This is a genomic window from Sphingomonas trueperi, assembly GCF_040545965.1.
GTDB lineage: Bacteria > Pseudomonadota > Alphaproteobacteria > Sphingomonadales > Sphingomonadaceae > Sphingomonas > Sphingomonas trueperi_C.
The window spans coordinates 498,328-510,183 of the sequence record NZ_JBEPMV010000004.1; the positions used below are offsets into that span (position 1 = coordinate 498,328).

The following is an 11,856-nucleotide window of genomic DNA, read 5'->3' on the forward strand; positions in this document are numbered from 1 at the left end:
CCGGGATGACGGTGGAAAGGTTCTCCCCCGCTCCTTACGCCGCCTTCGCCAGCGCGTCGGCGATCAGCTTGCGGCTGTTTTCGATGCCGTACAGCGCGATGAAGCTGCCCATGCGCGGCCCCTGTTCGGAGCCGAGCAGCGTCTCGTACAGCGCCTTGAACCAGTCGCGCAGGTTCTCGAAGCCGCCGGTCTTGCCGATCTCGTAGACCTGGTCCTGGATCGCCTCGGCGGTCGCGTCGGCGGGCAGGGCAGCGAGTTCGGCGTCGAGGCGCTGCAGGGCTTCGATCTCGACACCCACCGGCGCACGCTTGTGCAGCGTCGGGGCGACGAAATCGCGGGCATAGGCAAGCGCATAGCCGATCAGACGGTCGAGCGCCGGATAGGTTTCGGGATTCGCGTCCGGGACATAATTCGTAAGATAGCCCCAGACCTGCTCCTTGGTCGCTTCGCCCATCACGCCGACGAGGTTGAGCAGCAGACCGAAGGTGACCGGCAGCGTCTCGACCGGCGGCTCGCCATTGTGGATATGGTGCACCGGGTTGCCGAGCCGCTGCTCGATCGCCTGGCCGGCATAGTTGCCGCGGAACTGCCAATATTCGTCTATTGCGCGCGGGATCACGCCGAGATGCAGCTGCTTGGCCTTTTTCGGCTCGCGATAGGCGTAGAAGGCGATGCTCTCCTCGGGACCATAGGTCAGCCATTGCTCCAGGCTGAGGCCATTGCCCTTGGACTTGGAGATCTTCTCCCCCTTCTCGTCGAGGAACATCTCATAGTTGAAGCCCTCGGGCGGACGGCCGCCCAGCACGCGGGCGATTTTGCCCGACTGGGTGACCGAGTCGATCAGGTCCTTGCCCGCCATCTCGTAATCGACGTCGAGCGCGACCCAGCGCATCGCCCAGTCGACCTTCCACTGAAGCTTGGCCTTGCCCCCGAGCACCGACTGGACGATCCGCTCGCCCTCATTCTCAAAGGCGATCAGGCCGGCCTCGGCATCCACCACCTCGACCGGCACCTGCAGCACGATGCCCGACTTGGGGCTGATCGGCAGCACCGGCGAATAGGTCGCCTGCCGCTCGGCGCGGAGCGTCGGCAGCATCACGTCCATGATGCCCTGATAGTGGCGCAGCACGCCCTTCAGCGCCGCGTTGAAGCGGCCGCCGGTGTAATAGTCGGTCGAGGAGGCGAACTCGTATTCAAAGCCGAACTGGTCCAGGAATTCGCGCAGCCGCGCATTGTTGTGATGCGCGAAGCTCTCATACTTCTCGAACGGATCGGGCACCTGGGTCAGCGGCTTGCCGAGATGCTCGCGCAGCATTTCCTGGTTCGGCACATTGTCCGGCACCTTGCGCAGGCCGTCCATGTCGTCGCTGAACGCGATCAGGCGGGTGGGGACGTCGCACAGGCTCTCGAAGGCGCGGCGGACCATGGTGGTGCGCAGCACTTCGTTGAACGTGCCGATATGCGGCAGACCCGAGGGGCCATAGCCGGTCTCGAACAGCACATGGCCTTTCTCCGGCGCGCCGCCGCTTGCGATCTGCGGATAGCGTTTGAGCAGCTTGCGCGCCTCTTCATAGGGCCAGGCCTTGGAGACGAGCGCGGCTGCGCGGAGTTCGGGGGATACGGTGCTCATAGACCGGCGCGTGTAGCGAAGACTCGGCCGCGGAACCAGAGGCCCGTCCGTCGCCGCCCTCTCCGGAAGAGCGCCCCGCAACGGGCATCGGCGCGCCATTTCTGCAACGATCGCACTTGCGTCCAGCCCAGTTTGTCGCACAATTCGGCGTCGACGGGGCCTGTGGCATCTGGCGGCAAGCAATTGCCCGCCGGGAATGGCGGGCCTGGGGGATTACGGAATGCGACTGATATATATGGCCCTGCTGGCTGGGATGACGGCTGCGTGCTCGGGAGGCGGAACTTCTACGCCGGTGCCTGTGCCGACACCCACGCCGACGCCAACGCCGACGCTGGAGGTGACGCTAACCCCCTCGGCGACGAGCCAGACTGCGGCCGAGACCAATTTCGCGGCGAACTTCACGTTAAATGCTTCCTTCACCGGGACGAGTCCCGACCCGGTGGTACCGGATGTGCAGTTCGATCCGGCGGTCCTGATGCAGGATGGCCCCGTGGTGCAGACAGGGAACGTCTTCGCCTACAAGTTCAAGACGCTGACCGGACTGCAGCCGAAGCGCTATTCGAACACCATCAGCTTCCGGCTGTGTCGCGAGGCGGCGTGCACGACGGTGTATCCGGGGTCGAGCAAGAGCTTCGTCTATGCGCTGAATGTCGACCTGCTCGACTGGACCACTTTACAGCGCAACGCGTCGCATGACGGCTATGTCCACGCGGCCTTCGATCCGGCGGTCTTCGCTAAGAGCTGGGAATGGACGCCCGCCAACACGACCGGGATGGAGCCTGTCGCCGCGAAGAAGGGGTTCGTCTTCGTGACGCGAAAGAGCTCGAACAGCGAGACCGTCGTACACGCGCTCGATGGCGCCACGGGCGCGGAGCGCTGGCAATTCTCGCTCGGTAATGTCAACAGCGCCAGCGGTCCTGCCCTGATCGGCAATCGCCTGGCCGTGAGCAGCATGTTCACGTCTTCGGGAAACAACCAGATCAAGATCCTGGATCCCGAAAAGGGGACCTTCGCCACCAACCTGCTGTTCGCGGCGCAATGGTCGACCTTCGCACAGCCGACGGGCGTCGACAACGAGCTCTACATGGCTGCCGGCTATTACGGCAACGTCGTCTATAGTTACGATCTAGCAGCTTTGGGCGATCGCTGGAACGCCAACGGAAGCGGTGGCCACACCTGGGATGGCGAGACGCTCGCGATCGACGACAAGTACGTCTACTATTATTCCGGCAACCTCGACGTGTTCGATCGCGCGAGCGGCGCGCTCGTGAAAAGCATCACGGACCCGAGTTGGGTCTGGAACGGATACTCTTACTTCGGCTCGCCCATCGTGAGTTCGCCGAACAATGTGATTGCCTATTCGGGTACGCGAGTCTCCAGCTACAACCTCTCGCTGCCGCTGACGAGCTTTGACATCGCGGCAGGTGCCGTCCGCTGGCGTAGCGCGCGCTCCTACAGCAATCTTCCCGCGGTCGCGAAGGGCGTGCTCTATGCCGGCAGCAATTCGAACAGCCAGCTGGATGCGCTGAACGAACAGACGGGCGCTGTGCTGTGGTCGTGGCCGCTGCCGGCCGGGGAAACCTTCGTCGGCAACGTCCTCGTCACCGACAGCCTGTTGTTCTTCAGCACCACCGCCAAGACCTACGCAATCGCGCTGGACGGCGCGCACGACGTCAAATGGTCCACGCCGGTAAGCGGCTGGCTGGCGATCACGCCGGATGCCAAGCTGGTGGTAACGTCATCGAGCAAGATCACGAGCTATACGCTGCAGTGATCCGGCGCCGGGAGGCACCCGCCCGGTGCCTCCCGGCAGCGGTCAAAGGCCCAGGCCCACCGCGCTCCAATAGGTGATCCCCGCCGCGACATAAGCCAGCGCGAACAGATAGCCGATCATGAAGGCCGGCCACTTCCACCCGTTGGTCTCGCGCCGCGTCACCGCGATGGTCGAGATGCATTGCGGCGCGAACACGAACCACATCAGGAAGGCGAGGGCGCTCGGCAGGCTCCAATGCTTCTGGAGCTGCTCGCGGATCGACTCTTCACCCGCCTCGTCATCGGGATTGTCGACCGCGTAGACGGTGCCGATCGCGGCCACCGCCACTTCGCGCGCGGCCATTGCCGGGATCACCGCCAGCGCCATGTCGCGGTTGAAGCCGATCGGCGCGACGATCTTCTCCAGCCCGCTGCCGATGCGGCCCGCGATCGAATAATCGACCTTGGAGATGCCGCTACCCTCAGGCGGCTTGGGGAAGCTGAGCAGCGCCCACAGGATCACCGTGGTGTAGAGGATGATCGTGCCCGCGCGCTTGAGGAAGATCAGCGCGCGCTGCCACAGCCCGAGCAGCACGTCCCGCGCTCTGGGCCACTGATATTTGGGCATTTCCATCATGAAGCCCGAGGTCGCACCCTTGGTCACCGTCCGCCGCAGCACCAGCGCGACGACGAAGGCGCCGAGGATGCCGAGGATATAGAGCGCGAACAGCACCAGCCCCTGCAGCCCCACGCCGGGCAGCACCGCGCGATCGGGGATCAGCGCGCCGATGATGATCGTGTAGACCGGCAGGCGCGCCGAGCAGGTCATCAGCGGGGCGATCAGGATCGTGGTCAGCCGGTCCTTCTCGTCGGAGATGGTGCGCGTCGCCATGATTCCCGGCACCGCGCAGGCAAAGCTGGAGAGCAGCGGAATGAAGGCGCGGCCGGACAGCCCCACGCTCGCCATCACCCGGTCCATCAGGAAGGCGGCGCGGACCATATAGCCGGTCGCCTCCAGCACCAGGATGAAGGCGAACAGGATCAGGATCTGCGGCAGGAAGACGATCACGGCGCCGACGCCGGCAATCACCCCGTCGACGATCAGCGAGCGGAACACGCCGTCGGGCAGCGCGCTTCCGACCTCGACGCCGAGCCACTTCATCCCGTCCTCGATCCAGCCGATCGGCACCTGCGACCAGGCGAAAACCGCCTGGAACATCAGGAACATCGTGCCGAGCAGGATGATCGGCCCGGCCACCGGATGGAGGAACAGCGCGTCGAGCCGGTGCGTCCAGCGCCGCGCGGCGGTTTCCGAAATCGTCACGGCGGTGGCGATCTGGCGGGCGCGGCGCTGGAGCAGGACGATGTCGTGCTGCACGCCGGCCGAGGGGCGTATCCTGGTCACGCCCTTGACCATCTCGCCCATCCGCTCCTTGAGCGCATCGAGCCCGCGGCGTCGCACCGCGACGGTGGAGACAACGGGGACGCCGAGCTCGCGCTCCAGCGCTTCCGCGTCGAGCTTGAGGCCGTCGCGCTCGGCGAGATCGACCATGTTGAGCGCCACCACGATCGGCAGGCCGAGCGCGATCAGCTGGAGCGTGAAGCGGAGATGGTTGTCGAGATTGGAGGCGTCGACCACGGTGAGGATCGCGTCGGGCAGCCGCTCGCCCTGCTGGCGGCCGAGCAGCACGTCGCGGGTCACCTGCTCGTCAGGGCTGCCGGGATCGAGGCTGTAGGCGCCGGGCAGATCGACCAGCTCGATGGGACGGCCGTCGGGCAGCGCCATGCGGCCCGAATGGCGCTCGACGGTGACGCCGGGATAATTGCCCACCTTCTGCCGCGCGCCGGTGAGTGCATTGAACAGCGCGCTCTTGCCGGCATTGGGATTGCCGACCAGCGCAACCAATGGCGTAGCGTTCATGCGTGCTTGGCCAGCGGCGTCACATGAATCGCGGCCGCGACATGGCGGCGGAGCGCCACGGTCATTCGGCCAATGCGGCAGGCGAGGGGCCCGCCGAACAGGCCGGAGCGGTGGAGCAGTTCGACTTCCACGCCCTCGTCCAGGCCCAGTTCGCGCAGGCGGCGCGCCTCGGGTTCGGCGAGCCGGTCCCATTCGACTCCGGCTACGGTGCCGGGGGCATGGCGATGCAGCTGGGCAAGGCGTACGGGCACGGGGATCGCAGCGGGGGCGTTCATGCTGCGAGTGATTATCAATTACGCAGCCGCTTGGCTAGACCTTGAACGACGGGTGGACACGCCCGACATCGGGGGCAGGGCGCGGCGCACGGTCTCCCGCCGCCACGCCCCGGACCTCATTGATAGCCGCCTTCTTCCTCGCGTTCCTCGGCGGCGTCCTTCTGCGCTTCTTCCATCGCTTCGGCTTCGTCGTCCTGCGGCTTCTGCTGTTCGGGATCGTGAATCATGTGTGCCTCCTGGGGTTGCCCGGACTCAACGAAGCGGCATGGCAAAGGGTTCGAGGTTCAGCCGAGGCGGCGGATGAACTCTTGGGCACCCGCAGGCGCGCGCACCTTCCCGCCATGGATGAAGAAGACGAAGGTCTCGCGCGGCTGCACGGGCGCGGGCTCCGGGGCGAAGGTGGGCAGCCCCTCCGGTTGGCCGCCCGCCGCCCATATCTTGGCGGCCTCCACCCAACGCGGCAGATCGGATTCGGGGTAGCACAGCGGATTTTCGTCCTCGCCCGCCTCCAGCCGCGCATAGACGAAGTCGCCGCTGACATCGGCGATCGCCGGATATTGCGGCGAATCGGCAAAGACGATCCCCACGCCCGCCGCCCGGCACAGCGCGACAAACTCCGGCTTGTGGAAGCTGTCGTGCCGCACCTGCACCGCATGACGCAGCTTCACGCCGTCCTGCGCGGCGGGCAGCAGCTTGAGAAAGGCGCCGAAATCCTCGGCGTCGAACTTCTTGGTCGCCATGAACTGCCAGAAGATCGGGCCGAGCTTGTCGCCCAGCTCGGTCAGCCCCTGGCCACAGAAGCGCGCGATCGATTCGCCCGCCTCGGCCAGCACCTTGCGGTTGGTGACGAAGCGCGAGCCCTTCACCGTATAGACGAAGCCCCCGGGCGCCGCCGCGGCCCAGCCGGCGAAGCTCGCCGGCTTGAAGGTGGAATAATAGGTGCCGTTGATCTCGATCGCGGTGAGCGCGGCCGCGGCATATTCGAGCTCGTGCTTCTGCGGCAGCTTGTCGGGATAAAAGGTGCCGCGCCAGGGCTCGAAGGTCCAGCCGCCGATGCCGACGCGGATGGGGGCGGGGGTGGCGGACATCGGCTTCTCCTAAGACCATGGCACGACTCGCCATTTTCAAACGGCTTAGTATCGTGGCGCATCATGCTGCGAAACCACGCACCCGCCGACCAGCGCCTCGCCGACCAGGCCTATTCGCGTATCGTCGAGATCATCCTGGGCGGGCTGAACGTCGGCGACCGGCTCCCCTCCGAATCGCGTCTGGCCGAAAGCTTCGGCATGTCGCGCACCGTGGTGCGCGAGGCGCTGGTGCGGCTGGCCGCGGACGGCATTACCGAAGCGCGGCGCGGGGCGGGCTCCTATGTGATGCGTCGCCCGTCGCTGCGGCTGGGCGCGCACATGGCCTTCGACGAGCTTTCGGCGACGCTCGGCACCTATGAGGTGCGATTCGCGCTCGAATCGGAAGCCGCACGGCTGGCGGCGCGCCGGCGCTCGCCCGAGCAGCTGGCGGAGATCGAATCGGCGATGGCCGATCTGCGCAAGGCGCTGCTCTCCAGCGATCCCGCCCATGACGAGGATTGGCGGCTGCACCGGGCGATCTTCCGCGCCACCTCGAATCCCGCCTTCGAGAAAGCGTTCGAGCATCTCCACGAGGAAACGATGCGAATCATGCGCGCCGGTGTCGATATCGCCCGCCTCCGCGAGGCCGAGCCGATCGCGGCGATGGTGCGCGAGCATGCGACGATCGTCGAGGCGATCCGCGCGCAGGATGCGGACGGCGCGGCGCTCGCGATGCGCTGGCATTTGTCGGAAGGGAGAAAACGGCTGATGCCGTGACAGTGATGGTGCAGTCGCAAAAGCGACTGGAGCGGGCGAAGGGATTCGAACCCTCGACCCCAACCTTGGCAAGGTTGTGCTCTACCCCTGAGCTACGCCCGCTCTGGCGTCGTGGCCGGGAGCGTTTCGAAGCGCTCTCGGCGGGTGAGGCGGGCCAACTAACAGCGGGTTTCAAAGGGCGCAACCCCCAATTTGCACTTTTTGGAAAAGGCTTGGCGGTTCGCCCCCGAACGCCCAAATAGGAGCCGACCCGCCCAGGCCCCTGTAAGAGGTGCCGGCATCCGCAGATCGCTTAAGGAGCGCATTTTGGCCACGCTTGGTATGAGCCCCGCCGACAAACAGGCGGTCGACGCCTTTCGCAAAGACGTTGTCGAGCCGTCGATGTCGAAGCTCGTCATCATCGATTTCTGGGCCGAATGGTGCGGGCCGTGCAAGGCGCTGGGCCCGGTGATCGAGAAGGTCACCGACGAATATGCCGCCAAGGGCGTGATGCTGGCCAAGATCGACGTCGACAAGAACAACTTCATCGCCAGCCAATTCCAGGTCCGCTCGATCCCGACGGTCTATGCGATGTTCCAGGGCCAGCTGGTCGCCGACCTGACCAGCGCGCGCACCGAATCGCAGCTGCGCACGATGCTCGACCAGATTCTCCGCCAGCTGCCGATCAGCGGGGAAGAGGCCGACGCGGAAGCCGAGCTCGAGCCGCTGATCGCGATGGGCGAGCAGGTGCTGGCGGACGGCGATGCCGAGCGCGCGCTCGCGATCTTCGACCAGATCGCCGAAATGGCACCCGATCACGCGGTGGTTGCCGCGGGCCGCGTCCGCGCACTGACTACCCTAGGCCGCCATGACGAGGCGCAGGCCGCGCTCGACGCCATCCAGGGCGACGCCGCCAAGGCGCCCGAAGTCGAGCGCGCCCGCGCCGCGCTGAGCCTCGCCCGCGAAGCCCAGCCGGTCGGCGATCTCGCCGGGCTCGCCGCGCGTGCGGCCGCGAATCCCGAGGACATGGATGCGCGCTACGAGCTCGCCGGCGGCCAGATGGCGGCAGGCGATCGCGAGGGCGCGGCCGAGACCCTGCTCGCCATGGTCCGCGACGATCGCGCCTGGAATGAGGGCGCCGCGCGCCAGCGGCTGCTCAAGCTGTTCGAGGTCGTTGGGCTGGAAGATCCTTGGGTCGCCGCCCAGCGTCGCAAGCTGTCGCAGATCCTGTTCGGATGAAAACGACGCGGCTTTCGGTGTTTCCGCTGGCAGGTGCGCTGCTGTTTCCGCGCATGCACCTGCCGCTCCACATCTTCGAGCCGCGCTACCGCGCGATGGTCTCCGAGGCCCTCGCGCGCGATCGTCGCATCGGCATGGTCCAGCCGCGCGACGACAAGGACCCGCCGACCCTGTTCGACGTGGGCTGTGTCGGCCGGATCGCCGATGTCGAGGCGCTCGATGACGGGCGCTTCAACATCGTGCTGGAGGGGCTGAGCCGCTTCACCATCGTCCGCGAGTTGGAGGTGAGCACGCCGTTCCGCCAGGTCGAGGCGGCGCTGGAAGTGGCGGGCGAGTCCGAATCGCTGTCGCTGGCGGGTCGCGCTTCGATCGAGATGGAATCGCGCCGCTTCGCCGATGGTCTGGGCTATGTGGTCGATTGGGAGGCGGTGACCCGGCTCGACGACGAATCGCTGGTCAACGGCATCGCCCAGATCGCGCCGTTCGATGCAGCCTCGAAGCAGGCGCTGCTCGAAGCACCCCGGCTGGAGGACCGCGCCGAGCTGATCGTCCAGCTGATGCAGTTCTTCGGCCGCCATGGCGAGGACAGCGCGACGCTGCAGTGATCTGCCCGTTTTTCGGGCAGACACGCGTCGCAAAATTCACCAGTTCGTAATATTTGGCGGTACGAAACGCACATCCCCTCTGTGCGTTCCATTTGGCACGCCCCTTGCGAAGTTGCTCCCGGGACAACCGCCAGAGGGGGCGACATGAAGCTCATCATCGCCATCATCAAACCCTTCAAGCTCGACGAGGTGCGCGAGGCGCTCACCACCGTCGGGGTGACGGGCATGACCGTTACCGAAGTGAAGGGGTTCGGCCGCCAGAAGGGCCAGACCGAGATCTATCGCGGCGCCGAGTACAGCACGAACATGGTGCCGAAGATCAAGATCGAGGTCGCCGTGGGCAGCGATCTTGCCGACCGCGCCGTGGAGGCGATCCAGGCAGCGGCGAGCACCGGCGCGATCGGTGACGGCAAGATCTTCGTCCTCGACATGGGCCAGGCCGTGCGCATCCGCACCGGCGAGACCGACGAGACGGCGCTGTGAGCAAGGGGGTAGCAATGAAGCAAGGATGGAAGACCGCCGGGCTCGCGCTCGGCGCGGCCGCGCTGGTCGCGGCGATGCCCGCCTGGGCACAGACGGCACTGATCAAGGCGCCCACCGTCGCCCAGCAGGCGACGATGGTGAACAAGGGCGACACGGCCTGGATGCTGATCTCCTCGGCGCTCGTGCTGATGATGTCGGTGCCGGCGCTGGCGCTGTTCTATGGCGGCCTGGTGCGCACCAAGAACATGCTCTCGGTGCTGATGCAGGTGTTCATGATCGTCTCGGTCGCCTCGCTGGTATGGGTCAGCTGGGGCTATTCGATTGCCTTCACCAGCGGCGGCGAGAACCACTTCTTCGGCGGCCTTTCCAAGGCGTTCCTGGTCGGGGTGAGTGCCAGCACCTATGGCGCGACTTTCTCGAACAACGTCTACATCCCCGAATTCGCCTTCGTCTGCTTCCAGATGACCTTCGCCTGCATCACGCCGGCGCTGATCGTCGGTGCCTTTGCCGAGCGCGTGAAGTTCACCCCGCTGATCATCTTCACCGTGCTGTGGATGACGCTGGCCTATTTCCCGATCGCGCACATGGTCTGGTACTGGGCGGGCCCAGACTTCCTGGTCGACGCACCGACCGATTACGGCTTCCTGTGGGGCAAGGGCGCGCTAGATTTCGCCGGCGGCACCGTCGTCCACATCAACGCGGGCATTGCCGGCCTGGTCGGCTGCCTCGTGATCGGCAAGCGCGTGGGCTTCAAGAGCGAGCCGATGCCGCCGCACTCGCTGACCATGACCATGATCGGCGCCTCGCTGCTGTGGGTGGGCTGGTTCGGCTTCAACGCCGGTTCCAACCTGGAATCGAACGGCGTGACCGCGGTTGCCTTCATCAACACCTTCGTCGCCACTGCCGCTGCTGCGGTGAGCTGGGCAGTGATCGAGCAGGTCGTGCACAAGAAGCCGTCGCTGCTGGGTGGCGTGACCGGTGCGGTCGCCGGCCTTGTCGCGATCACCCCGGCCTCGGGCTATGCCGCGCCGATGACCTCGATCGTGCTCGGCCTGATCGTCTCGCCGATCTGCTTCTTCTTCGTCACCACGGTGAAGAACAAGCTGAAGTACGACGACTCGCTCGACGTGTTCGGCGTCCACTGCGTCGGCGGCATCGTCGGTGCGCTCGGCACCGCGATCGTCGCCAACCCGGCGCTCGGCGGGCAAGGCGTCATCGATTACACCAAGTTCCCGGCAGTCGCGGCTCCGAGCTACGACACCGCGGCGCAGCTGATCATCCAGGCCGAAGCGGTGGGCATCACCCTGCTCTGGTCGGGCCTGGTCTCGGCGATCCTCTTCTACGGCCTGAAGCTCACCATCGGCATCCGTCCTTCGAAGGAAGTGGAAGTCGAAGGGCTCGACATCAACGAGCATGGCGAGCGCGCCTACAACTACTGACAAGTTCGGGCGCCGCGGGATCCTCTCCTGCCGCGGCGCCCCACCGAGGTTCCTCCTGCGGACGACTGGGCTGGTGGGCAACCACCAGCCCATTTTTTGTGCGTAAGGTAGCAGGGCCCGTCGTTTGCAACAGGCGTTCCCCTCCCGCTTGCGGGAGGAGCTAGGGGAGGGGCTGGAGCGTCATGGTACTACTTCCATGTCAGCCCCTCCCCCGACCCCTCCCGCAAGCGGGAGGGGAGCGATAGAATGAAGGCTCAGCGCCCCGAAAGCTGCGCCAGCGCCGGGCGGATACCGGACAGGTCGTAGCCCGCCCCCGCGCCCTTCGTGACCAGTTCGTCCGGCTCGCCGCCCTTATAGGCCGTGGCGAGTGCCCAGAGGTTGCACGAGCGCGTGCCCGAGCGGCAATAGGCCAGCACCGGTCCGTCGACCGAGCCCAGCGCCTCGGCCATCGCCTCGACCTGCGCCATCGAGAAGCCGCCCGGCGTCACCGGGATCTCGGTATAGCCGAGCCCGGCCGCCTCCGCCGCCTCGGCGATCTCGGCGCCGGTTGGCTGGCCGAACTCCTCGCCCTCGGGACGGTTGTTGATGATGTGCACGAACCCCGCCGCCGCGAGCGCCGGCACGTCCTCAGGACGGATCTGCGGGGCCACCGAGATGCTGTCGTCGATCTTGTTGGGCATGGCAGGTCC

Annotated in this window: 11 protein-coding genes and 1 tRNA gene; 6 read left to right on the forward strand and 6 right to left on the reverse strand. The window is 66.1% G+C overall.

What is annotated here, in order from left to right; genetic code table 11:
• Nucleotides 1–34: 34 nt before the first annotated feature.
• Complete coding sequence (locus ABIC35_RS13880) at nucleotides 35–1,630, reverse strand: lysine--tRNA ligase (RefSeq protein ID WP_121072707.1); 1,596 nt, start codon at nucleotides 1,628–1,630, stop codon at nucleotides 35–37.
• A gap of 298 nt (nucleotides 1,631–1,928) precedes the next feature.
• On the opposite strand from ABIC35_RS13880, the gene ABIC35_RS13885 reads away from it, so the two are divergent.
• Nucleotides 1,929–3,404 (forward strand): outer membrane protein assembly factor BamB family protein, encoded by a 1,476-nt coding sequence (locus tag ABIC35_RS13885; protein ID WP_354278487.1) that lies wholly within the window; start codon nucleotides 1,929–1,931, stop codon nucleotides 3,402–3,404.
• A gap of 42 nt (nucleotides 3,405–3,446) precedes the next feature.
• On the opposite strand, the gene feoB is transcribed toward ABIC35_RS13885, so the two are convergent.
• The 3 genes from feoB to ABIC35_RS13900 form a co-directional block, all read right to left on the reverse strand.
• Entirely contained in the window at nucleotides 3,447–5,303 is a 1,857-nt protein-coding gene (gene feoB, locus ABIC35_RS13890; protein WP_121072711.1) for a ferrous iron transporter B, read from the reverse strand.
• On the reverse strand, nucleotides 5,300–5,578 hold the full coding sequence (locus ABIC35_RS13895) for a FeoA family protein (protein ID WP_121072713.1): 279 nt from the start codon (nucleotides 5,576–5,578) through the stop codon (nucleotides 5,300–5,302). Before ABIC35_RS13895 ends, feoB begins: the two co-directional genes overlap by 4 nt.
• A 284-nt stretch (nucleotides 5,579–5,862) precedes the next feature.
• Nucleotides 5,863–6,666, reverse strand: a complete 804-nt coding sequence (locus tag ABIC35_RS13900; protein WP_121072715.1) for a DUF72 domain-containing protein — start codon at nucleotides 6,664–6,666, stop codon at nucleotides 5,863–5,865.
• Nucleotides 6,667–6,729: 63 nt separating this feature from the next.
• Here ABIC35_RS13900 and ABIC35_RS13905 point away from each other — a divergent pair, with 63 nt between their 5' ends.
• Nucleotides 6,730–7,422 carry a FadR/GntR family transcriptional regulator gene (locus ABIC35_RS13905; RefSeq protein WP_093296240.1) on the forward strand — a complete coding sequence of 231 codons (693 nt, stop codon included), beginning with the start codon at nucleotides 6,730–6,732 and terminating at the stop codon, nucleotides 7,420–7,422.
• A 27-nt stretch (nucleotides 7,423–7,449) separates the two neighbouring features.
• Here the strand turns inward: ABIC35_RS13905 and ABIC35_RS13910 are convergent.
• A tRNA-Gly gene (locus ABIC35_RS13910) sits at nucleotides 7,450–7,524 on the reverse strand.
• 219 nt (nucleotides 7,525–7,743) lie between these two features.
• Here ABIC35_RS13910 and ABIC35_RS13915 point away from each other — a divergent pair.
• The 4 genes from ABIC35_RS13915 (at nucleotide 7,744) to ABIC35_RS13930 (ending at nucleotide 11,167) form a co-directional block, all read left to right on the forward strand.
• Entirely contained in the window at nucleotides 7,744–8,640 is an 897-nt protein-coding gene (locus ABIC35_RS13915) for a tetratricopeptide repeat protein (RefSeq protein ID WP_121072718.1), read from the forward strand.
• The gene (locus ABIC35_RS13920; RefSeq protein ID WP_121072720.1) at nucleotides 8,637–9,245 is read left to right on the forward strand and encodes an LON peptidase substrate-binding domain-containing protein; all 609 of its coding nucleotides are present in this window, start codon (nucleotides 8,637–8,639) and stop codon (nucleotides 9,243–9,245) included. Before ABIC35_RS13915 ends, ABIC35_RS13920 begins: the two co-directional genes overlap by 4 nt.
• 144 nt (nucleotides 9,246–9,389) lie before the next feature.
• Complete coding sequence (locus tag ABIC35_RS13925; RefSeq protein WP_010542740.1) at nucleotides 9,390–9,728, forward strand: P-II family nitrogen regulator; 339 nt, start codon at nucleotides 9,390–9,392, stop codon at nucleotides 9,726–9,728.
• A gap of 14 nt (nucleotides 9,729–9,742) precedes the next feature.
• Nucleotides 9,743–11,167, forward strand: a complete 1,425-nt coding sequence (locus tag ABIC35_RS13930; RefSeq protein ID WP_121072722.1) for an ammonium transporter — start codon at nucleotides 9,743–9,745, stop codon at nucleotides 11,165–11,167.
• A gap of 254 nt (nucleotides 11,168–11,421) precedes the next feature.
• On the opposite strand, the gene ABIC35_RS13935 is transcribed toward ABIC35_RS13930, so the two are convergent.
• Nucleotides 11,422–11,847, reverse strand: a complete 426-nt coding sequence (locus tag ABIC35_RS13935) for a TIGR01244 family sulfur transferase (protein WP_121072724.1) — start codon at nucleotides 11,845–11,847, stop codon at nucleotides 11,422–11,424.
• Between the last annotated feature and the right edge of the window lie 9 nt (nucleotides 11,848–11,856).